Genomic DNA, 22,674 nt, shown 5'->3' on the forward strand with positions numbered 1-22,674 from the left:
CGGGCCCGCGCTGCCCGAACGTCGCGATGTGCCGGAGGGATCAGCTCCGCCATGCGTATCCGCGGCGCCATTACCGTCCTCGGCCTGACCGTCGTCGCCGTCTCGCGCTGCCGCTGTTCGCGTCCGCGCGTGTCGCGGCGTTCGGCGTTCACCGGGCTTCAGATGCCCGACTGCCGGCGTTAGCCTGGTCTCAGGTCAGCGCTGACGGGGTGGTTATCCACCCAGACCCGTGCATGATCCTCCGATCCCGGTCGCTGACACCGCCGATCGGAGTCGATCATGCCCCTCCCACCCGTTCCCGCGCCGGACCCGCTTCCCCCGGACAGCGAGCCGGTGCGCCTGCCGCGGGAGATGCGGGTGACCGCCGCCCTGATCGACCTGGCCGACATCCTGGTCGCCGACTTCGACCCCGCCGACTTCCTGTACCGCGTCGCCGAGCACTGCATGGACCTCCTCGACATCGGCGACGCCGGCGTCATGCTGGCCACCCCCGGCGCCGGGCCCCTGCGCCTGGTCGCCACCACCTCCGAACGCGTACGCCTCATTGAGCTGTTTGAACTTGACGCCCGCGAGGGCCCCTGCTTCACCGCCTACCACGAGGCCCATCCCGTCGACCACCAGAACCTGGCCGTCCCCTCCCGCTGGCGTGCCTTCAGCGCCCGCGCGCACCGCGCCGGTTACCACTCGGTGCACGCCACCCCCATTCAGCTGCGGGCACAGACCATCGGTGTGCTCAACCTCTTCCGCCGCACTCCCGGTCCCCTGCCCGACGCCGACCGGCACCTGGCCCGGGCCCTGGCCGACATCACCGCCATCTCCCTGTTCCAGCAGACGTGCCTGGACCACCACCGCACGCTGAGCATGCAGCTGCAGCAGGCCCTCACCACCCGCAGCATCATCGATCAGGCCAAGGGCTACCTCACCTCCCACCACGGCGTCGATCCCGAGACCGCGTTCCAACGCCTGCGCTCCTACGCCCGCCACCACCAGGTCCGCATCGCCGACCTCGCTCGCGACGTGATCGACGGCACTGTCAAGCTCCCCCTCCCGACCGACAGCACGGCGCAGAGCACCCTCTCCAGGCGGAAAACCGCCCGCCCAGAGCAGGGAATCACCGACCCCGGCGATTGAGGCGAGGACGCTCAACTCGTGTCCGGACATGACATCCGTGGAAGGTGACGCAGCGACCAGCCGGCGCGGGGCACCGCCGAAGACCTTGGGGGCTTCAATGTGCCGACACATGCGAAGCCCGGCTGCCCCTGTCAGGGTGGCCGGGCTTCGCGTGTGTCGGATGGGCGCAGTGCAGCCGGGCCCCGGTGCCGAATCCGGGCGCTTCACACCCCATGACGGTCGAGGGCGCTCAGGTACGTGTAACTCGCCTTCGTTGGCGGGCGCCTTCGCGAGCTATGTGTCGGGCGAGGGCAGGGCGGTACCCCCTCTCTCCGTGCTGGGCCGAAGGCAAAACTCCGGTCATCATCCAGCTGGGACGCGCAGGATCCGATCCCTGGTGCTCTCGGGCAGCACCTGGCACAGAACCGGAGCCGTGGAGCTGAGGGAAGCAGCGAACGCGGCGACGAGGTCGTGCGGCACGCCGGCGGCGAATGACGCGGCCCACAAGCAGGGGGCACCCATCAGCGGCGCGGCCCATGCCTGCCACCCGGCCGGGCCTTCCTCACCGCACTCGGTCATGAAGATCCCCAGATCGCCGTCCTGGATCAGGGGTGGCACCTCACCGAGGCTGATGTGAGAGGTGAAAGTCGGGTCCGTCGCTTGCGCGTGGGGCTGGTCGAAGTCGCGGAGCCAGCCGTGTGCGGTGACGGCGTCGAGAACCTGCTCGGGGCCCGCGCGCGGCGCAATAGGCTGATCGCGGGCGTCGAGCGCGACGAGAAAGTCGGCAAGTGCCTCTCCGGGAACGTCGGGGGTGAAGTAGGCGGACCATCGCGCGAAGGGCGTGGTCACGTCCTCGCAAGCGGAAACCTGCCACGCAATGGGCCGCTCACCCAGGTGGAACGGCTCGTCCGGCAGCATCCACTGCGCCCAACGGAGATTGTCGGGACTGATGTGCAGGACAGTACTGCGCAGGACCTGCCGGTCCTCCGGCACCTCGTCCGGCTCCTGACGTCCTCGGACGATCGTCAGGCTCGTCCAGCCGAGCTCGGCGAGCATGTCGGCGACAGCGTCGTAGAGCCGTCCGTCGTCACCGGCCAAGTGCCGTGGACCGACCCAGTAGGCGGTCTGGGCACCGGAGGGGGTGGACGGGCCGAGCGGAAGGTCGGAGTTCAGGAGCGCCTCCAAGAAGCTGATGGTCTACTTGCCGCCGCCGGCGCGGCGGCGGGGACGCCGCGGGGGCGCCTGGACTGGTTCCTGCCAGGCCAGGGCGACGGCAGCCTCCGGCGGCAGATGACCGAGCTGGGTATCCGCATCCCGCCCTTCGGCGAGGTAGACGACGGGCTGCCCGGTCTCGTCCGCGGCCTGGACGACCTGTTCGAGGCGGTGCGCCATCGGAAAGAACGGATTGATCGCCTGCCGCACCGGGGTACTGCGATCGACGGCGGACAAGAGGTCGATGAGATCGCCGACGGTCATTTCTTCTGGATGTGCCATGGACAGCCTCCTTCAAGCGGGGGGCAGCAGATGGGGTGGCGGCCTGCGGACCGCCGGTGACGGGAGCGACCCTCCAGTGTGGAGGGCGTCCGGCCTGAGCTGCTGGCGCTATACGCGCTGGGAGGTCGCCAGCACGCGAGCGACGGCGGCGGCGGCGGCTACGATCTCGGCCGGTGTCTCCGTGTGGAAAGACACCTGGTAGCCACGCACCTTGGCCGTACCGGTGACGGCGATCTTCCAGCCTTCGCCGTCGGTGCCTGGACGGCCGAGCGGGAACCAGCCGAGATAGAAGCGTCCGTCCTTGCTGTTGACGTGTACGTCCGCCCGATCGTCCACGACGACGTTGAAGTCGTCCGCGGAGAACTGGTCCATGACGAGCGTGGGCTGGCCGGGGCCGAGCTGGTCACCCTCCGCGCGGTGCCACCGGCCGAGGTCGGCACGGCGGTCTGAGCCACGGAATCATCGCATCGGGAGTGACAGCCCATGAATCCTGACTGGACGGCACTCGGCCAGGTCGCCGCGGTGAGCGCCGGCGTCACCGTCGCCGTGGTCGTCGTATTCGCCCTGGGCGTCCGGGGCATGGCCGACAACGAGGAGACGCGCGAGCAGCGTGGCACCGCCTCGGCTCTCGGCCTCGCCCAGGCCGCTCTGTGCTTCCTCACGTGCGCGGCGGTGGTGGTGTACGGGATCTGTCTGATCGTGCCGCAGTTCCACTGACGCCGTACGGAGGCCCGGCCGACACGGCGGTCGGACCTCCTCGGTTCACGGCGCGGAGGCCATCGCGATGTCACATGGCGAAGGCGTCCGGCCAGCTGGAGCGAGGAAGTTCTTGCCACTTACCCCGTGAGGGGACCGGCTGCGGAAGCGAGGCGGGGCGTGTCCGTTGGGGTCGGGACGGCGGAGCCGGGAGTCCGGTCCTCCCCGCCATCCTGCCGGTCCTCTCCCTCCCCCTGCCGGTCGTCTGCGTTCGGCTCGCTTCCCGCGTTGGCGCCGTGCGTGCCGTCGTCCTTCGGTGCGAGGTGTCCGCGGATGCGTGAGGCCAGGGGTGGGAGCAGGAGGGAGCCCGCGGTGGCCGCTGCGGCGGCGCCCAGGGCCGTGGCCCAGCCGACGGGTCCGAGGGGGGTGCAGCCGAAGAACTGGCTGATGCCGGGCGTCTGGACGATCGCCGCCAGGGCGGCCAGGGAGCCTGCCGCGGATGCGGCCACGGCCGGGGACCTGCCGCCGACCAGCAGCGTCTGACCCAGTTGGGCGCCCACCAGTGCGACGAGGGCGACGGTGCGGGCGCGGGCCTCGCGGCCGGTGACGCGGGCCGCCCACCAGGCCGCCGCGGCGCCCAGGGCGGTCGCGGCGGCGCGGACGGTGGTCTCGTCGGTGAGTGCGGTGCCGAGGGATGCTTCGGGGCCTTCCCGCAGCAGCCGTCCGGCGGCTTCCGGGCCGCCGGGCGGCCGCAGCGCCACGGCGATCGCCGGGGCCAGATCGGTGAACAGGTTGACCAGCAGGAGCTGGCGGGCCGTCAGGGGTGAGGTGCCGGTGACGGCGGCGGCGAGGAGGGTGAAGGCGATCTCGCCGAGGTTGCCGCCCACCAGGATGGCCAGGGCCTGCCGCACCGAGGCCCACATGGCGCGGCCCTCGACGAGCACGGCGAGGATCGTCTCCAGCCGGTCGTCGGCCACCACGACGTCGGCCGCGGCGCGGGCGGAGGGGGTGCCGCGCCGGCCCAGGACGATGCCGATGTCGGCGAGCCGGATGGCGGGGGCGTCGTTGGCGCCGTCGCCCGTCATGGCGACCGTCCGGCCGAGCGACTGGAAGGCCTGCACGACCCGCACCTTGTGGAGCGGGGTGCCGCGCGCGACGACACCGATGGCGGGCAGCCGGGCGGCCAGTTCCCGGTCGTCCATGGCGTCGAGTGCGGCGCCCGTCACCACCTGGTGCCCGTTGACGATGCCGAGCTCGCGGGCCACCGTCTCGGCGGTCTGCGGGTGGTCGCCGGTGATCATCACGATCTGCACTCCGGCGTCGGTGAGCCGCCGTACCGACTCGGCGGCCGTGGAGCGCACCTCGTCGGCGAGGGAGAGGAAGCCGAGGAAGTCCAGTCCGGTGACGGAGGCGTCGGTCAGCCGGCCGCCGGGGGCGTCGCGCAGCTCGGCGACGGCCAGTATCCGGTGGCCTTCGGCGGCCAGCTTCTCGCCGCCTGTCAGGATCTCCTCGCGGGTGATGGCGTCCAGTGGGCGGCCGTGGTAAGTGGCGCACCGTCCGGCGATCTCCTCCGGGGCCCCTTTGACGGACAGCAGTCGCTGTTTACCGCAGCGGCCCCGGGTGGCGTGGAAGCCTCGGCTGGGCTCGAACGGCAGGCTGGTGGAGCGCCGCCAGCCCGGCGCCGCGTGGGTGCGGCTCACCCCTGCCGCGCGGGCGCCTTCGACGACGGCGCGGTCGGTGACGTGTTCGAAGGCGTCGTCGTGGCGGCGCGGTGTGGCCCGCAGGGCGGCTGCGAGGACGGCCCGTTGGTGCTGCTCCAGTCGGTCCAGGGGCAGGGTGTGGCCCTCGGCCGACACGGCGGTCAGGGTGATCCGGCCGTGGGTGAGCGTGCCGGTCTTGTCGAAGCACAGCACGTCGGCGCGGCCGGCGGCCTCGATGGTCCGGGGGTTGCGGACGAGCGCTCCTTGCCGGGACAGCCGGCGCGCGGCCGCGAGCTGGGCCGCCGTGACAAGGAACGGCAGTCCCTCCGGCACGCTCGCCACCGCCAGGCCGACCCCGTCGCCGATGGTGCGGCGAATGGGGCGGCCCCGCAGCAGGCCCGCGGCCATCAGCGCGCCGGCCGAGCCGAGGGCGACGGGCAGGGTGATCCGGGTGATCCGGGCCAGCCGGTGCTCCACGCCGGCCGCGGGTGCGGCGCCCCGGCCCGCCCGTGCGCTGCGCCCGGCCTCGGTGGCCTCGCCGACCGCGACCACGACGGCCCGGGCCCGGCCCGCGGCCACGGTGGTGCCTTCATAGACCATGGACATGCGGTCGGCCAGGTCGGACGCCAGGACGGGGGCGACGTCCTTGGCGATGGGCAGCGACTCGCCGGTCAGGGCCGACTCGTCGGTCTCCAGCCCGTACGCCTCGAGCAGCCGGCCGTCGGCGGGCACGACGTCGCCGGCCTTGAGGGTCACCACGTCGCCGACGACCAGTTCCTCGGCAGGCAGCGTGGTCTCCTCGCCGTCCCGGACGACGGTGGCGGTGACCGCGGCCCGCCGGTGCAGCTGGTCCACCAGCCGGTCGGTGAGATGGCGCTGGGTTCCCCCGATGAGTCCCGACAGGGCGGTCACGGCCACGATGATCCAGGCGTCCAGCACCGCGCCCACCACCGCGGACAGGGCGGCGCCGCCGCCGAGGACCGGGGTGAGCGGGTTGGCCAGTTCGGAGAGGTAGGCCCGCGCGAGCGAGGGCCGCCGGACCTCCTCACCAGAAGTTGTGCTGCGGGCCTGTGCCTCTTTGGCGGTCAGCCCGTCTTGCATGCTGCCCGTCCGGCCGAGCACCGTCTCCGGGGTCAGCGCGTGCCAGGGATGCCGCGCGGCGGCCGGCGGCAGCGGACGCCGCAGCAGCTCGGCCGCCGACCACACGCCCAGTGCCATTCCCAGGCCGGCCGCCTGTTGCACGGTCATCAGACCGCGTGCGTCGGCGCGCCGGCCGCGACGGCCGGCCAGGGTCATCGCGCCGCCCAGCACCGCCGAAGCCTCCGCGAGCCGGACGCCGCGCCGGGTGACGGTCCGCGCCGCCCGGCAGGCCTCGACCAGCACGACCGCGTCCCGCGCGCCGCCCGGGAGGAGGACGTGCGCGCCCCACGGCGGCCTCCCGTCCGGTCCGGGGAGGCCGAGGCCGACGTCCGCGGCGGCCAGTGCGGCCGGGCACCGGGACAGCAACAGCACCGCGGTGCCGTCCTGCTGCAGGTCGCGCACGGCACCGGCCAGGCGGTCGCCGCCGGGCAGGATCCCGTCGGCCTCCGACAGCGCGGCAGCGCCCGCGTGCTCGCCTGCGGCCAAGACCCTCAGCCCGGCCCGACGGGCGGCCGTGACCAGGGCGTCGGCCGTCTCGTCGAGCTCCGGCACGACGCTGATCACAGCCCGCAGCCGCCGGTCCTCGGCCAGCCCCAGAACATGGTGCACACCCTCGCGCCGCAGCCGGTCGCCCGCCTGCGCGCCGGTGCGCCCCCGCAGGCGAAGGCCGTCGACGGGGCCGAGCTCCCAGACGCCGTCCCGACGCACCCCGGTGGGATCGGCAGGGTCGAACAGGCGGTGCGCGACCGCGGCGAGATCGCCGGTCGGCGCGTCATCCTCCACAGGGCCCAGTTCGGCGAGGAGGTACCGGCCGGTGGTCAGGACGTCCGTGTCGAGGACGGCGGTGCGCACCCGGTCCAGCCGCCGCAGCGCGCCGGGGTCGGCCAGCAGCACCCCCCGCCGGGCCAGGGCCCGGCCCAGGGTGGCGGTGAAGGCGTCGCGCGCGGCCCAGGGTGCCTTGGGCAGGGCGGCCAGGGCCGCACCCGCCGCCCGGCCGGGCCGGCGTGTCAGGGCCAGCGTCCCGGCGAAGGCCGCGCCCGCCACCAGGGCAGCACGATCCGCATACCGCTCCGCCCACCCCGCGCGCAGCGGTGCCGCGCGCGGGACGGGAGGCGCCAGGACGGCGGCGGCATGCTCGGGGGCGCCGGTCAGCCAGGGTTCGGCGGTCCGCCAGGCCCGGCGCCGCGCGTCGAGTTCGGCGACCCGCAGGGCGTGTCGGGCGGTGTCCACGGCCAGGCCGACCACCCCGCCCGCGCCGGCCTGGGCAACCGCGTTCACACCGGCGAGCACCACCCCGGCGCGGTGCTCGCCGACCGCCCGCTCCAGCAGCCGCCGCAGCCGCGGCTGGGCGTCCACCACACCCGACACCGCGCCGAGTGCGGCCGGCACGGGCGTCAGGCGGGTGAGACGGGCCGTCAGGGCCAGGGGAAGGGCGGCCGCCTGCACCGCCAGCGGCCAGGCGGTCCGCACGGCGGGAGCCGCGGCCAGCGGATGCTCGGGCAGCGGGCCGGTCAGGCCGTGCTCCTCTTCGACCGCCCGCACCGTCTCCAGCAGGGCCCGCACGGTCGCCGGGTCGTCGGACGCGCCCGCGGTGGCCACCACGGCGCAGCCGAGCACGGTGTTCACGGCAGCCCACTCCACGCACGGCAGCGCAGCGAGCCGCTGCTCGACCAGTGCCGGCACCCCCGCGTCCCCGTCTGTCGCATCGCGCACGCCCCGCACGGCGATATGCGCCCGGCCGTCGAAGAACCACAGACGGTCTTCCCGGACGCGAAGCATGTTCAGCACCGACTGTGCGGCCTCCCGCACCGCACCCAGCCCCGGCAACCCCACCCTGCGCCACCCGCCCTCCGGCTCGACGCGGTGCCCCGCCCTGGGGGCACCGCGCCAGTACCCTGACCCTGGCGCTCCATGCGCGGAAAGCGGAAAAGCAGCCGAACTCCCCCACTTGCCCGCACGAAAGCACGGCACCCGTCGGCACGGACCAGCCACAGGGAACGCGCACCGACGAAGCACCGGGCGAGGAGCCGAGATGCCCAGCACCACAGCAACCGGACGGAGAACCACCGAGAAGCAAGAAGTGCACCACGAGGGAGCCGAGGAGCAACAGCCCCGCCAGGGCACTGCAGGATTGCAGATGCACACCATGCACGCTCGGTGCCCGTCCTTTATCTCACTCCGGGCGACATGTCCGCCAACGCGCGGACCGTCGCCTCGCGGAACCCGCACGCCCCGCAACGCGGGCGTCGTCGTTGCTGCCGGGCGCTGTGATCAAGCCGAAGCGGGCCCGGGTGTCGATGACCATGCCCGTGGTGGGTGAGGCCTGTCGGCGGGCGCCGGCACGGTTGCGGGCTGCCCTCCGCCGGCGACGAGCCGTCGGTTTCGCCACGAGCGTTGACCCGCCGCCTGCTTCGTAGCAGCCGCTGGTCCGAACTGGCGTGTGCGGGGCTTCCAGTGAGTCCGAACCATGGAGGCCCGTGGCTGCCCAGCGGCTGCGGGCCTCCGCCGTGTCCCTGCCGCTTGGCGTCTCCCCCGAGGACCGTGCCCGCGAAGCAACTGCTCAGAGCCTGCACCACCCCGCGCCGATGTCGACGACGCCGCGCACCGATCATCCGCCGTCACACGGAGGCGAAGCCGCACAGTCCAGGAGCCGTCTCTTCGGCCAGCGCCGGCGCGAGCGGACCCGCCACCGACCGGCACGGCAACAGGCCGACGACGGGTCAGACAACAGGCGCAGCGGGCAGATCCCGACGGGACGCGTCCGTACGTCGTTTCAGGTGGGGCGCTCGGCGCAGGCTGCCCGGGGTGCTAGCTGTGCTGGGTCAGGTCGTCGGCGTCGGCGCGGGCGACGACGGCGTCGATGACGGCGTACTCGGCCTGGTCGAGGACGTAGAGCGCCAGGTTGATCGTGTTGACGGCGTCCTCCTCGAGCATGTCCGCGCGGCGCTGTGCCTTGCGGACGTCCCGCTCCGCACGACGTTTGTCGTCGGCGGCGCGCAACTCGGCGAACCACTGGTCCACCGATGCGTGCAGGGCGTTCCACCGTTTCCGTTCCGTCTCTCGTGCGGCCGTGATGCGCTGGTCGGCCCTGGCCTTGCCTTCCGCTACGGACTTCTGCAGTTCGCGCTGTTTGGTCTCCAGCCGCGCACGGTTGTCCTCGCGTGCGGCGGCGACCACGTCCTCGACCTTCCTGGCTCGTTCCGCCAGTTCGCTGAGCTGCTCAGAGAGCGCCTTCATGACAGGCTCCCCTCATCGGATCGGCTGGTCCGGCCGGGCGTGCCCGGCAGTTCGTGGGGCCACCTGCAGGCCCGCCTTGGCTGTCGGCCCGGGATGAAGCCCACCGCTGTTGCCCGATGAAGCCGGCTACGGCGCTTGCCTTCCCGACGCTATGCTCTTCGGCTCATCTGCGGCTCACCCCCTGAGGGTGAAGTCCGTGCCGGAGCAGGTGCACGACGAGGCTACGGTGATGCCGGCCGGGCCGTACCGGTGAGGCAGGCCGGCGCGGACGATTGCTCGTGGTCACCTTGCGCGCAGGCCCCCGGGAGGTCGGCCCGCGCCGGCGGGGTCGGCTGAGGCGGCACCGGTGTGCCGTGTTCCCGAGCGCCCGGGCGCGGGCTCGCGTGGGATCCCCGGCCGGTCCCTCGGCAGCAGAACCTGCAGGCCGCCCGGTCGGATCCGGCAGGTGACGGGAAGCGGCAGCGTCACGAGTTCGCCGTCGATCCCGGCGTTGAGGTGAGGCGTGCCGTCGTACACCGCGATGTCGGCTGCCGTCCAGGCGACGACCGGTTCGCCCGTCCGCCCCGGATCGCCCTGCCGGCGCAGGTCGCGGCGCAGGCGCCGGAGCAGGTTCGGCGGCGTGTCGGGCGGACGCCGGAGCACGATGCAGCCGAGCGTCCCGGTGGTGAGGGAGAAGCGGCGCCCCAGGTAGCGGGGCGTGGCGAGGTGGTAGGGGTTGTTGGAGACCAGCACCACCTGCGGGCGCCTGATGGGGCCCTGCGGGGTGTCGATGTCGGCCTCGACCCACTGTTCTCCCTTGAGGTATCCCGGTGCGGCCGTGGCGAAGGTACGCGCCTTGTCCTCCCGGTACCCGGGCTCCAGCAGGGCGTCGGCATAGATGCCGAAGGAGACGTTGTTGACGAAGACGTGCGGGCCGGCCGTGGCGAGGTCCACCCGTGCCAGGATGCCGTTGTCCAGGGCGTTCAGTGAAAGGACTGGGTTGCGGATGTCCAGCCCCAGGTCCCGGGCGAAGTGGTTGCGCGTGCCGGCCGGGATGACCAGCAGTGGCCGGTGAGCGGCGGCGGCCACCGCGGCTACGGCCGACACCGTGCCGTCACCGCCCGCGACCCCCAGCACCTGTGTCCCTTCCCCAACGGCGCGCCTGGCCAGCGACGCCGCGTCGTGCTCGGCCGTAGTCGGCCAGACTCGTGCCCCCAGGCCCTCGGCCCGGTTGATCAGGTCGGACCGAGCAGCTTTGCCGCCGCCTGAGTGCGGATTCGCCACGATCACAACCCGGGTGCCTGTCCCTATGCCGGCCATCATCGCCCTCCTCCGCCACACGACCGGCCGTTGGCCGGCCTGTGGAAGCCGATCCAGGGTGCCGTACGACCACACTGGCGCATCCCGCGGCGCCACCGGCGGCAAAGAACAGCTGCTCGGCGCCGATGCACTCGACGTCCCCGGCCGGGCCGGCGGCCGGGCGGCTGCGCAGCGCGGCAGCGGGACCCCGGCCGGGCAGCCCTGCCGGCCGCGAGAGCGGCGGCCCCGGCGATGATGCCGGGTGCCGTGAGAGCCGGAGGCGCCGCGATCAGTGCTCGGGATGTGGCTGCGAGCCGAACGAGGGCCGCCGTCCGGCCGAGGCACCCGACGCCAGGCGGCCGGCTTCGAGGCGCATCCTGACGGCATGGCATACCTCGATCACCCCGAGGATGATGGCCATAACGCCGGCCACCAGGGTGAGCGCGGCGATCGAGGTGAACGGCGAGACGATCAGCACGATGCCCGCCAGCATGCCGATGATCCCGGAGAACAGCATCCAGCCCCGCGCCGGCATGGCTTCGGCGGAGGCGGCGGTGGCCGTGGTCATGACGCCGCGCAGCAGCCAGCCGAAACCGATCCACAGAGCGAGCAGCAGAAGGGACTCCAGGGTGCCCCGGAAGCAGAGCAGTCCCAGCAGCACGGACAACGCACCGGTGACGAAGTGCAGGGCCCGCAGGTGCCCGGGAACGTGCGTGCCGAACGCGGCGGCCAGCTGGAAGACGCCGGTGACCAGCAGATAGACGCCGAAGAGCACACCGACGACCCGCAACGTCTCCCGGGGCCAGACGAAGATCACCACACCCAGGGCGGTGGCCGCCAGACCCGTGGTGAGCAGGATCTGCCAGCCCATGTTCGCCACCGCGCCCAACGGGCCGGCGGCGGAGGCGTCCGGTGGCCCGGTACCGTACGGAGAGCCGCTGCCTGAGGAATTGGAAGATGACGTCATCGCTTCCCCTCCTCGTTGAGAAGCACTTACGCGAGTCGGTGTCTGCCCATCGTCCTTCCACCCAGCCCGGGTCGTGCCGCAGGAGACGGCACCTGCGGCGGTAGCGGCATCCCCGCGCGCACGCCGACCTGGTTGAGCGGGCGCGCTGCGAGATCGGCGCCAGATGACGAACGCCGTTCGCCCGGTGCCGACCTGGACGGCGAGACGGACGTCCGGATACGCCTATGGAAGGAGGGGCCTGATCCCTCATGCGTAGTCGGTGTCCTCACCGAGGCAGGCTCCCGCCACCGACACCGGCGAGGCACTTCCGCCTGCAGCACGGTTGCCGGTGAAAGGCACCCTTGCTGCACTGATGACCGAGGGCACCCCCATGGTGGGCTGCAGCCGCCGAGGAACAGCCCACACGCCACCGGCAGCCGCGGCCCGGGAGAAGGTCCGGCCTCAGGGCGGCGGTCCCTGGACTCCGGTAGGAAGCGCCGCCCAAGCAGGAGGACGGCCAGGCCAAGGGGCAGGTTGATCAGAAAGACCGTCCGTCAGTCAAGGCCGCACAGATCCACTCCGGTGAGGGCTGCGCCGAGCACGGGTCCGGTCACGCTGCCCGGACAGCACCGTGCCGTACGGGGTGAAGTCCGTACCGCGGGTCTTCTCGTCAAAGGTCACGTGGAGGATGGCCAGCACCTGCGGGACCATCGCCGCGGCAGCGGCGCCTTGCAGGAGTCGCGCCGCCATCAGCGGTGCGGGGCCGGTGACGGTGCCGCACCGGAGCAAGGCGAGGGTGAACACGGCGGTTCCGGCGAGGAAGCCCGTCGGCAGCCGTGGAGATCGCCCAGCCGCCCGCCTACGACGAGTCCCAGGCGAACGTCAGCGCGTACGCCGCGTGGATTCACTGCAACTGGGCGCCGGAGCGCCCCTGTACCGGCCCGGATGGACGGCAGCGCCGTGTGGAGGATCGCCCCGTTCAGAGTGCTCATCAGCTCGGCCATCAGCACGACGGCCAGCGTGATGCCGCGCGCCCAGGTCGGGCTGCCGGACGATTTCGGCGTAGGGCGCCTCGCGGCCAAGAGCGTCAGCCAGGACGGTGTGTGGCCGTCACGGCATTCCCAGCGAGGGCCAGACGCCCGTCGTGGCGGTCGACGGCGGCTCCGCGCGAGGCGTCGATGCCAACATCGTACGTCGCAACGCGGATCACGAAGCGGCCCTGCCATGCGGACGACGATGCGATACGACTCAGGCACTCCCCTCCTCACCCGCAGGCCCAAACAGCCGGGCCTTTCCGCGTGTCCAACAAGCTGCTTCAGTTCACGACAGGAACCGAACCGCAGAGACAAGGTCCGTGCCATGCTGGAGGCCGTGCAGCGGCGGGCCGCGGGAGGACCTGTCGATCACTGGTCCAAGGCGGTAGCAATGAGCCGAGGCGAGAAGGTCCCGTTGGTCATTGACTACGAGCAAGCGGGTGAGCGCGCGGCGCTGGTGTCTCTGACCGGTGCCCTGGACGTCGACACGGTTCACCTACTGAGCAAGACGACCACTTCCGGCCTCTCCGTCTCATTCCAGGACGGCGCGGTGCCACGCCCTTGCCCCCTCGCCAGGCCGGCCGTCGCGCGGTACATCGGAGACATGACCCCGCGCGACGGGTATCCCAGCGACCTGTCCGACGACCGCTGGGCACTGATCGAACCCGTACTCACCGGCTGGCGGGCCGGCGCCGCCGGGACGCCCTGGACTTCGGCCGCCCACCCGAACACGACCTGCGGCACATCATGAACGCGATCCTGTACGTCGACCGCACCGGCATCCCCTGGCGCTACCTGCCGCACGACTTCCCGCCCCACCAGACGGTCTACGGCTACTTCGCCCACCGGCAGCAGGACGGCGTCCTCACCCGGCTCACCGGCCTACTGCGGCGCCTGGTCCGCGAGGCCGAGGGCCGCAGCGGCGAACCCTCGGCCTGCGTGCTCGACTCCCAGACCATCAAGACCTCCGCCAACGTCCCCCGGACCGGCCAGGGCACCGACGCCGGCAAACGGATCATCGGCCGCAAGCGGCACCTCGGCTGCGACACCCTCGGCCTGCTGCTGACCGTGCTGGTCACCGCCGCCGGCGTCTCCGACACCGCGGCCGGTGTCACCCTGCTGTCCCGCATCGCCGCCGCCCACCCGCACGTCCGCAAGGCCTGGGTGGACGCTGGCTACCGCACCACCGCCATCGACCACGGCGCCCGCCTCGGCATCGCCGTCGAGCCCGCCTCCCGCCCACCGGGCAGCCGCGGCTTCACGGTCATCCCGCGACGCTGGACCATCGAGCGCAGCATCGGCTGGCTCATGCACCACCGCCGCCTCGCCCGCGACTACGAGACCCACCCGCACCGCTCCGAAGCCATGATCCAGCTCGCGATGATCGACCTCATGGCCCGCCGCCTCACCGGCGAGAACACCCCGAACTGGCACGACACCTGACCCCACGGGACCAGACACCAACCCCAGGACGAAACGCTCAGTAAGACCCTGTCCCTGTCCCGGGGCCCCAAGTACTCAATCCGCAGTCAGCGCTGCTGTCGCCGCTGTGACGGCAGCGGCTACCTTCCCAGGTACATCACCCCCGACGGGGCCGCCGACACCGCCGTCCCCTGCCCGGCATGCCCCGCCTACCGCGTCCTCTTCGCGAACCTGCCCCTGTGGCCGCTCCATTTCCTCGACCGGCTGCGCCGCCGGATCGGCGTGCGGCGCCACACCACCGGCCATCCGCCCCTGCCCGCCGACAAGGCCGGGCCCGGCTGGGCCGGAGGCTACGACGACGAACCACCGTTCTGACCCCAGGCTGCGCCCCGGCCCGTTCGGGTCATGAGCCGTCCCGGCCCCGCACGCACCGCGCGTGCGGGGCCGCTCGCGTGCAGGCCGGTCTGCGCACCGACTACCTCTTCCGCATCGCCAACCAGCGCGGCGGCATCGTCCTCGGCACCGGCGACCTCTCCGAGCTGGCGCTCGGCTGGTGCACGTACGGCGTCGGCGACCAGATGAGCCACTACAACGTCAACGGCGGCGTGCCGAAGACGCTGATCCAGCACCTCATCCGGTGGGTGGTGAGCAGCGATCTGTTCGGGGACGAGGCCGGGCAGATCCAGACCGCGATCCTCGACACCGAGATCAGCCCCGAGCTGGTCCCCGGCGAGGAGCTGCAGTCGACGGAGTCGAAGATCGGCCCGTACGCGCTGCACGACTTCACCCTCTTCTACGTCCTTCGCCACGGCTTCCGGCCCTCGAAGATCGCGTTCCTGGCGTGGCACGCCTGGCGGGACAAGGACGCGGGCGAGTGGCCGCCCGGCTTCCCCGAGTCCGACCGGGGCTCCTACGACCTCGCGGAGATCCGGCACTGGCTGGAGTACTTCTGCAAGCGGTTCTTCGGGTTCGCGCAGTTCAAGCGGTCCGCGATGCCGAACGGGCCGAAGGTCTCCGCCGGTGGCGCGCTGTCGCCGCGCGGTGAGTGGCGCGCCCCGTCCGACGGCAACGCGCGGGCGTGGCTGCGGGACATCGAGCGGTGGGAGTGGCCCACCGACTGACCCCCGGTCACGTACGGGGCCGCCCGTTTCAGACGGGCGCCGTCTCGGTGCGGAAGGTGCGGCGGTACGCGCGCGGCGACACCCCGATCGCCGCCTGCAAGTGCTGCCGCAGCGACGTGCCCGTGGCGAAGCCGACCTCCGCCGCGATGCGGTCCACGGGCAGGTCGGTGGTCTCCAGGAGGTGGCGGGCGCGGTGCACGCGCTGCTGGATCAGCCAGCGGCCGGGGCTCGTGCCCGTCTCCTCCTGGAAGCGGCGGGCGAAGGTGCGCTGGCTCATCCGGGCGTGCGCCGCCAGGTCTCGCAGGGCCAGCGGCTGGTCCAGGCGCTCCAGGGCCCAGGCGCGGGTGGCGGCGGTGCCGGTCTCGCCCTCGTCCGGGACGGGCTGCTCGATGTACTGCGCCTGGCCGCCGTCGCGCCACGGCGGGACGACGCAGTGCCGGGCGACCCGGTTGGCGACCGCGCTGCCGTGGTCCGAGCGGACGACGTGCAGGCACGCGTCGACGCCGGACGCGGCGCCCGCCGAGGTGAGGACGGGGCCGTCGTCGATGAACAGCACGTCGGGGTTGAGGTCGACGTGCGGGAACAGGGCGCGGAAGTGGTCCGCGAGCGCCCAGTGCGTCGTCGCCGTGCGGCCCTCCAACAGGCCCGCCGCCGCGAGGGTGAACGCGCCTGTGCAGATGGAGACGATGCGCGTACCGGGGCGGATGCGGGCGAGCGCCGCGCGCACCTCGTCGGGCAGGTCGGCGGAGAGCCGCCGCAGGTCGTAGGGCGGGACCACCACCGTGTCCGCCGTCTCCAGCGCCTCGGGACCGTGCTCGACGGTGATCGTGAAGTCCGCATCCGTGCGCACGGTGCGCTCCTGCGACGCCGCGCACGTCACCACCTCGTACGCGCCCGGCACCAGCGGGAAGACGCGGTTGGGGATGCCCAGCTCGAAGGGGTAGACGCCGTCGAGAGCGAGGGTGACGACGCGGTGCGGCCGAGGGGTGATCCGTATGTCAGAGGGCATGGCACGATGTTATCGGTTCATGGCAATCTTGCCATTGCCGAGGTCGGCGGCGCGGGGCAGGCTGGCTCCATGACCACCAACGACACCACGGGCAAGCCCACGATGACCGCCCTCACCCAGGACACCCTCGGCGACCCCGGCGTGCTGCGCGAGGCCGAGCTGCCCCGCCCCGAACCCGGCATCGGCCAGATCCTCGTCGCGGTGCACGCCGCCGGGCTCAACCCCACCGACTGGAAGCACCGCGAGTCCGGCCTCTTCCTGGGCGAGCCGCCGTTCACCCTGGGCTGGGACGTGTCCGGCGTCGTCGAGGCGGTCGGCCTCGGCGTCTCCCTCCACTCCCCCGGCGACGAGGTCATGGGCATGCTGCCCTACCCGTACGGCGCCGGTTCGCACGCCGAGTACGTGACCGGGCCCGCCCGCGCCTTCGTGCCCAAGCCCGCCGGGCTCAGCCACGTCGAGGCGGGCGCGCTGCCGCTCGCCGCGCTGACCGCCTGGCAGGCGCTCGTCGACCATGCCCGGCTCCAGGCAGGACAGCGCGTGCTGGTCCACGCGGCGGCCGGTGGCGTCGGCCACCTCGCGGTGCAGATCGCCAAGGCGCGCGGCGCGTACGTCATCGGCACGGCCAGCGCCGCCAAGCACGACTTCGTGCGGGGCCTCGGCGCGGACGAGGTCATCGACTACCGCACCGCCGACTTCACGGCCGAGGCCCGCGACGTCGACGTCGTCCTCGACTCCCTGGGCGGCGAGAACTGCCTGCGCTCCCTGGAGGTGCTGAGGCCCGGCGGCGTCCTCGTGTCGATCCTGCCCGACAAGTGGAGCCAAGTCCCCGTCAAGGCTGCCGAGTTGGGGGTGCGCGCCACCTTCATGCTGGTCGAGCACGACCAGGCGGGGATGGCGGCGGTCGCGGCGCTCGCCGAGTCGGGGCAGCTGCGCGCGCACGTCGAGCGGACGTACTCCCTCGCCGAGGCGGCCAAGGCCCACGCGGAGGGAGAGACGGGCCACGTCACGGGGAAGCTGGTCTTCGACGTCCGTCCGTAGAACCGCCATCGCGGTCCCTGATCACCGGGGGTACCTTGTGCCCCGCACGTCACACACGCGACGCGAGGGGGCCGCATGACCGACCGGGAGATCCGCGCACGCATCGACACCTCACGGCCGCACCCGGCGCGGGTCTACGACGCGCTGCTCGGCGGCAAGAACCACTACCCCGTCGACCGGGCCGCCGCCGAGGGTTCCCTGCGGCGCAACCCGCGCGGCTACCTCGACGTGCGCCACAACCGGGACTTCATGCGGCGCGCGGTGCTGCACCTGACGCGCGAGGCGGGCCTGCGCCAGTTCCTCGACATCGGCACGGGCCTGCCCACCCGCCCGAACGTGCACGAGATCGCCCAGGACGTCGCCCCGGAGACCCGCGTCGCGTACGTGGACCACGACCCGGTGGTCCTCGCGCACGCGCGGGCCCTGCTGTCCAGCAGCCCGGAGGGGCGCACCGCCTACCTCGACGCGGACCTGCGGACCCCGGACGCGATCCTCGACGGGGCCCGCGCCACGCTCGACCTGGACCGGCCGGTGGCGCTCGGGCTCTGCGCGATCCTGCACTTCGTCGAGGACCCGTCGATGTGACGCCCCTGCCACGTGCGGTCCCGCCCTCCGGCCGGCTGTTGCGGCGCTAGCCCGACGTCCGGCCAACGTCCCGCCTCGTCACGGGGCGGTCAGCCCCGGCAGCAGCGTCGGAGGGACGAACGATGACCACCACCACAACCCAGCCCCCGCGGACCCGCATCACCAACGAGAAGCACGCGCCCGGCAACCGGGTGATGAAGAAGGTCTGGATGCTGGAGAACCTGATCTTCCACCCCCGCACTGGCGAGGAGGAGCGCGCGGCCGCCGAGCGCATGCTGGACCGCGCCATCGCCGCCGCCCAAGAGAAGGGCCAGCTCACCACTAAGCAGCGCGGCGGCGATAGCGCCTGGCACGGCTACCGCCTCCCCGACATCCGCTACGGCGCCCGGTATGAAGAGGTCAAGCACCTGTCCACCACGGAGATCGCCAAGCGCATCCGCGCGGACATCAAACTCGCACGCAAGGTCGAGGCGAAGCTGGGCGCTGCGACCGGTGCCGAGGTCGCCCTGACCGACTCGCTCACCGCGCTCGCCACCATGCCTAGGCAGATCAAGGTCTCCGTCCGCACGGACTACTTCTCCGGTGGCAGCGCGATCCGTGTGAACGTCTACAACCTCCCGGAGAAGGGATGGGGGTACGTTCGGGAGACAGACAGGTGGGGAGAGCCGCGCTGGGTGCCGGGCCGGCAACTGAGCGCGATTCTGGCAGCTCCGAAGGAGATTCACGGCGCCTACAACTTCGACGGCTCGGACCCGAGGGTCGACTACTCCCACGTCAACTACTACGGCCAGGTCGAAGTCGACTGGCGTGAGCGCCCCTGATCCAGCCCCGGCTGCGCCCCGGCCCGTTCGGGTCATGAGCCGTCCCGGCCCCGCACGCACCGCGCGTGCGGGGCCGCTCGCATCGGTGTGACGCCCCTGCCGAGTGCGGCCGTGCGGCCCCCGGAGCGCCGAGCCGGCCGTCCGTGGTGAGGGTTGCCCGCCTTACTCCTGCCCGGGGCAGTGTCGGTGCTGCCGGAAGGACGCTCCCGCCCCCCGTGCGGTCGAGCCCCGGCCGCCGGGCCGCCCCCGCCCCCGAGGGCGGGCCCGGCACTACCGCCTCCCGGCGTGCCGTCCGTGCCACACGGGCCCGGCATCTGAATACCTCCACCCCTGCGTCCGCATCCGTCCCCTGTACCAGGAAGGCCCGCACATGCCCACTTCAGCACCGGCGTCCAGCCAAGAGACCGCGGTCCAGGCCCTTGACCGAGCGGTCATGATCAGCACTCGTCGGGAACGCAATTTCACGCCCGACCCCGTAACGGTCACGCTCCACACCCACGACGGGTCGGTCGTCATCGAGGGCAGCCCCTTCGGCCCGCACACCCCCGCGCTGGGCTGGCCCGAGCTTCCGCTGTCCGCCTACAAGTTCTCGGGAGAGATCACGGGGTACTACGAGGCGACGGACCTTGGAACCTTCCTCGCCGCCTTCGCGAAGGCCCTCGAGCAGGCACTCGCCAGCGCCGACGCCTGTCTCGTCCTCGCGGTCCACGCCGAGGTGCTCTGCAGCGACCTCTCCGACGCCTACGCTTGGCGCTACGACCTCTTAGGACTTGCCGGGAATCAACACGCTGGTTTGATCTTGGTCTCGTCTGGGGCGAGGAATGCGGCGATGTCGTCCGGCGTGTGGAATCGGGCGGTGGAGGCGGGGACGGTGACACCGTGGGCTTGCAGGAGCGGGCGGACATCTTTCACTGCACGGCTGATGGTCATCGCGGTGGTGTTGAAGAGCTGGCCGAGAAGCTCTGGAAGGGCGTGTTTCCACAGGTAGAGGATGGTGACCAGGATCTGGTCGGCGGGAGTGAGGGTAGGTTTGCGGCCTGTGCCGCGGGCGACGCGGCGTGGTCCGCCGCGGGCTGCATGGCGGACCTGCTCGCGGTGCTCTTCCAGTCCGGGAACCAAGGCGTCGGTCAGGTCGCCGAGCTGCTTGCGGGACATGCCGGTCAGCTCGGGATGCCGCAGGTCATGGGGCATGAGGGAGTCGGAACCGCCGGCTGACCGACCGCGTTGCCGGGGAAAGCCGGGACACGGGTGGTGATCTGCGGGGTGGAAGGTGTAGTTCCAGTCTCCGTGGAAGCGGTGGCGCGTGATCGGCAGGGCGGCGATGTCCTCGTCGCTGATGCGGACGCCGGTGGGGTACTCGCCGCTGTCGAGTTCGGCGTGCACTGTCAGACCGGTGCTGCTGGTCGTCGCGGCAATGGTCCGCAGCATCCATCTCCGCCACCACCTTCGGCGGCAGAGACGCAGACCAGCTGCCCGCCCGCGGCGCCCTGGGACTGGCGGCGAAGGCCGCCGTCGAGAACGGCCACGCGGACGCGGTCACCGGCTTCCGCACCGAGGCCATCGAGCGCGACCCCGAGGGACGCCTGGTACTGGTGGCCGAGGACGGCCGCCGTCTGGACCCGGTGGACGAGGTGATCGTGCTGACCGGCTTCCGCCCCGACCTGTCGTTCCTGTCCGATATCCGTCTTGGCCTGGACGAGCGCCTTCAGGCGCCGGTTGAACTCGCACCGCTGATCGACCCCAACGTCCACTCCTGCGGCACCGTCTACCCCCACGGCCACCACGAGCTCGCCCACCCCGAACAGGGCATCTACCTGGCCGGCATGAAGTCCTACGGCCGTGCGCCCACGTTCCTGGCGATGACCGGCTACGAGCAGGTCCGCTCCGTCGTCGCCGCCCTCGCCGGCGACCTCGACTCCGCCGACCGAGTGGAGCTGGTGCTGCCGGAGACCGGTGTGTGCGGGGGCCCCGGTCTGTTCGACACCCCTGACGCCGAGCAGACCGACGCGGGCGGGTGCTGCACGGCCCCCGCGCCGCAGCTGGTCCAGATCACTCCCGCCTCCGCCGCTGCGGGCACCGGCTCGGGCACTTGCTCCGGAGGCGGCTGCGGCGCCTGATCGTGCATCAAGCCCGCTCCGGGCCATGGAGTGCGGAGCGGGTATCCGCCACCATCGCCTCAAGGAGGACATCGCATGTCCCGGATACAACTCGCCCTGCGCGTCGGTGACCTGCCCGCCGCCATCGCCTTCTACAGCAAGCTCTTCGACACCCAGCCCGCCAAACTCCGCGACGGCTACGCCAACTTCGGCATCATCGACCCCCCCGCTCAAGCTGGTGCTGATCGAGGGAACGCCAGGCGAGGACACCTGGCTGGATCACCTCGGAGTGGAGGTCGACTCCACCGCCACCGTCCACGCCGCCACCGCCCGCCTGTCCGAGGCCGGCCTGGCCACCACCGAGGAGAACGACACCGCCTGCTGCTATGCCTTGCAGGACAAGGTCTGGGTGCACGGCCCCGGCCGCGAGCCGTGGGAGGTCTATACCGTCAAGGCCGACGCCGACACCCTGGCCAAGCAGACCGGCAGTGCCTGCTGTGCACCACCCGCCCAAAGCGCCGACGGGCAGCCCGAGACAGCGCGAAGCTGCTGCTGACCTGGCCGATGAAAGATCTCACCGCCCCCTCCTACACAGCTGCCACCGCGTCGGGCACCCCCACGCGGCCGCGCGCTGCCCTGCCCGCCCTCTGCCTGACCCAGATCACGAGCTGGGGCATCCTCTACTACGCCTTCCCCGTCCTCAACCCGCAGATCACCGCCGCCACCGGCTGGAGCGCGGCCGCCACCACCGCAGCGTTCTCCGCCGCGCTGCTCGTCTCCGCACTCACCGGCATGCGCATCGGCCGCGTCCTCGATGCCCGCGGCCCGCGCACCGTGATGACCGCCGGCTCCGTTGCCGGCACGGCCGGCTTGGTCATCATCGCCACCGCGCCGAACCTGCCCCTGTTCACCACCGGCTGGCTGCTGACCGGACTCGCCATGGCGTCCACCTTTTACCAGCCCGCCTTCGCCGCCCTCACCCGCTGGTGGGCCCCTGACCACGTGAAGGCCCTGACCATCGTCACCCTCGCCGGCGGTCTGGCCTCCACCGTCTTCGCTCCCCTGACCGCCCAGCTGGCCAGCCACTTCAGCTGGCGGCACACCTACCTCATCCTCGCCGCCGTCCTGGCCGCGGTCACCCTGCCCGCCCACGCCCTGGCGCTGCGCGCCCCCTGGCCGTCCGCCCCGCCGCAGACCGCAGCGAACGCGGACACCAGCAGGACCGCCGTCGCCCGCAGCCGTCCCTTCCTGCTGCTCGCCACTGCCCTGACGCTGTCCGCGTTCGCGATGTACACCGTCGTCGTCACCCTTGTCCCCCTCCTGCTCGATCGCGGCTACACCGCCGCCCAGGCGGCCTGGGCCCTCGGGCTGGGCGGCGCCGGACAGACGCTTGGCCGCACCCTGTACGCCACGCTCGCCCGCCGCACCTCCCCGGCTCTGCGCACCGCCGTCCTCATCGGTCTGGGCGGAGCGGCCACCGCCGCCTTCGCCCTCGTGCCCGGCCCCTATCCCCTGCTGGCCGCCCTGTCCATCGCAGCCGGCACCGTCCGCGGCAACCTCACTCTGCTGCAGGCCACCGCCATCACCGACCGCTGGGGCACCCGCCACTACGGCCGCCTGTCCGGCCTCCTCGCCGCTCCCACCACCACCGCCTCCGCCCTCGCCCCCTTCGCCGGCACCGCCCTGGCCGGCCCGCTCGGCGGCTACCCCCACCTGTTCGCCGCCCTCGCCGTCATCTCATCCGGCGCCGCCCTCATCGCCTGGCACACTGCGCCGGCCAGGGAGACGACACGACTGCCCTTGATCAGGCGACTGACACTCCCGAAGCATCAGCGGTGACCCTCCAGGCACTCGACTGTCAGGCTCCCTGCACGGCATCTCTGCTTGTTCTTTAACCTCTGGCCTCGAACAGGGCGTCGTACGACGTCACTCACCTGGAGATTCGCC

12 protein-coding genes and 7 pseudogenes are annotated in these 22,674 nt (G+C 72.4%); 10 read left to right on the forward strand and 9 right to left on the reverse strand.

Going from position 1 to position 22,674, the window contains the following annotated elements:
- The first annotated feature begins 279 nt into the window (after positions 1–279).
- The gene (locus tag IE242_RS10165; RefSeq protein WP_189857485.1) at positions 280–1,131 is read left to right on the forward strand and encodes a GAF and ANTAR domain-containing protein; all 852 of its coding nucleotides are present in this window, start codon (positions 280–282) and stop codon (positions 1,129–1,131) included.
- A gap of 342 nt (positions 1,132–1,473) precedes the next feature.
- On the opposite strand, the gene IE242_RS10170 is transcribed toward IE242_RS10165, so the two are convergent.
- The 3 genes and pseudogenes from IE242_RS10170 to IE242_RS10180 form a co-directional block, all read right to left on the reverse strand.
- On the reverse strand, positions 1,474–2,295 hold the full coding sequence (locus IE242_RS10170) for an SPDY domain-containing protein (protein WP_189857487.1): 822 nt from the start codon (positions 2,293–2,295) through the stop codon (positions 1,474–1,476).
- Positions 2,296–2,307: 12 nt separating this feature from the next.
- On the reverse strand, positions 2,308–2,604 hold the full coding sequence (locus IE242_RS10175; protein ID WP_030585059.1) for a hypothetical protein: 297 nt from the start codon (positions 2,602–2,604) through the stop codon (positions 2,308–2,310).
- Positions 2,605–2,712: 108 nt separating this feature from the next.
- Positions 2,713–3,006, reverse strand: a pseudogene (locus tag IE242_RS10180) (SPDY domain-containing protein); the annotation flags it as partial.
- Positions 3,007–3,087: 81 nt separating this feature from the next.
- On the opposite strand from IE242_RS10180, the gene IE242_RS10185 reads away from it, so the two are divergent.
- Entirely contained in the window at positions 3,088–3,321 is a 234-nt protein-coding gene (locus IE242_RS10185; protein ID WP_189857489.1) for a hypothetical protein, read from the forward strand.
- Between the two features lie 119 nt (positions 3,322–3,440).
- Here IE242_RS10185 and IE242_RS10190 read toward each other — a convergent pair whose 3' ends face one another.
- From IE242_RS10190 to IE242_RS10205, 4 genes are all read right to left on the reverse strand, one after another.
- Complete coding sequence (locus IE242_RS10190) at positions 3,441–7,919, reverse strand: HAD-IC family P-type ATPase (protein WP_189857633.1); 4,479 nt, start codon at positions 7,917–7,919, stop codon at positions 3,441–3,443.
- Between the two features lie 1,029 nt (positions 7,920–8,948).
- Positions 8,949–9,377 carry a hypothetical protein gene (locus IE242_RS10195; protein WP_030585071.1) on the reverse strand — a complete coding sequence of 143 codons (429 nt, stop codon included), beginning with the start codon at positions 9,375–9,377 and terminating at the stop codon, positions 8,949–8,951.
- 282 nt (positions 9,378–9,659) lie between these two features.
- Positions 9,660–10,679, reverse strand: a complete 1,020-nt coding sequence (locus IE242_RS10200) for a diacylglycerol/lipid kinase family protein (protein WP_189857491.1) — start codon at positions 10,677–10,679, stop codon at positions 9,660–9,662.
- Between the two features lie 265 nt (positions 10,680–10,944).
- Positions 10,945–11,622, reverse strand: coding sequence for an HdeD family acid-resistance protein (locus IE242_RS10205; RefSeq protein ID WP_189857493.1), 678 nt, complete (start codon positions 11,620–11,622; stop codon positions 10,945–10,947).
- Between the two features lie 1,617 nt (positions 11,623–13,239).
- Here IE242_RS10205 and IE242_RS10210 point away from each other — a divergent pair.
- Both IE242_RS10210 and nadE read left to right on the forward strand, forming a co-directional pair.
- Positions 13,240–14,078, forward strand: a pseudogene (locus tag IE242_RS10210) (IS5 family transposase).
- A 431-nt stretch (positions 14,079–14,509) separates the two neighbouring features.
- Positions 14,510–15,178 (forward strand): annotated as a pseudogene (gene nadE / locus IE242_RS10215) (NAD(+) synthase); the annotation flags it as partial.
- Between the two features lie 28 nt (positions 15,179–15,206).
- Here nadE and IE242_RS10220 read toward each other — a convergent pair.
- A complete protein-coding gene (locus tag IE242_RS10220) occupies positions 15,207–16,187 on the reverse strand; it encodes a GlxA family transcriptional regulator (protein ID WP_189857495.1) in 981 nt (326 codons plus the stop codon).
- A gap of 69 nt (positions 16,188–16,256) precedes the next feature.
- On the opposite strand from IE242_RS10220, the gene IE242_RS10225 reads away from it, so the two are divergent.
- The 3 genes and pseudogenes from IE242_RS10225 (at position 16,257) to IE242_RS10235 (ending at position 18,631) form a co-directional block, all read left to right on the forward strand.
- Positions 16,257–17,225 carry an NADP-dependent oxidoreductase gene (locus IE242_RS10225; RefSeq protein ID WP_030583853.1) on the forward strand — a complete coding sequence of 323 codons (969 nt, stop codon included), beginning with the start codon at positions 16,257–16,259 and terminating at the stop codon, positions 17,223–17,225.
- 75 nt (positions 17,226–17,300) lie between these two features.
- Positions 17,301–17,798, forward strand: a pseudogene (locus IE242_RS10230) (SAM-dependent methyltransferase); the annotation flags it as partial.
- 134 nt (positions 17,799–17,932) lie between these two features.
- A complete protein-coding gene (locus IE242_RS10235; RefSeq protein WP_189857497.1) occupies positions 17,933–18,631 on the forward strand; it encodes a hypothetical protein in 699 nt (232 codons plus the stop codon).
- A gap of 780 nt (positions 18,632–19,411) precedes the next feature.
- Here the strand turns inward: IE242_RS10235 and IE242_RS10240 are convergent.
- Positions 19,412–20,059, reverse strand: a pseudogene (locus tag IE242_RS10240) (ISAzo13-like element transposase-related protein); the annotation flags it as partial.
- Between the two features lie 2 nt (positions 20,060–20,061).
- Between IE242_RS10240 and IE242_RS10245 the strand changes: the two are divergent.
- From IE242_RS10245 to IE242_RS10255, 3 genes and pseudogenes are all read left to right on the forward strand, one after another.
- Positions 20,062–20,748: pseudogene (locus IE242_RS10245) on the forward strand (flavoprotein); the annotation flags it as partial.
- 75 nt (positions 20,749–20,823) lie between these two features.
- Positions 20,824–21,283 (forward strand): annotated as a pseudogene (locus IE242_RS10250) (ArsI/CadI family heavy metal resistance metalloenzyme).
- Positions 21,284–21,291: 8 nt separating this feature from the next.
- The gene (locus tag IE242_RS10255; RefSeq protein ID WP_189857501.1) at positions 21,292–22,566 is read left to right on the forward strand and encodes an MFS transporter; all 1,275 of its coding nucleotides are present in this window, start codon (positions 21,292–21,294) and stop codon (positions 22,564–22,566) included.
- Positions 22,567–22,674: the final 108 nt, after the last annotated feature.

This window comes from Streptomyces poonensis (assembly GCF_014650915.1).
Lineage (GTDB): Bacteria > Actinomycetota > Actinomycetes > Streptomycetales > Streptomycetaceae > Streptomyces > Streptomyces poonensis.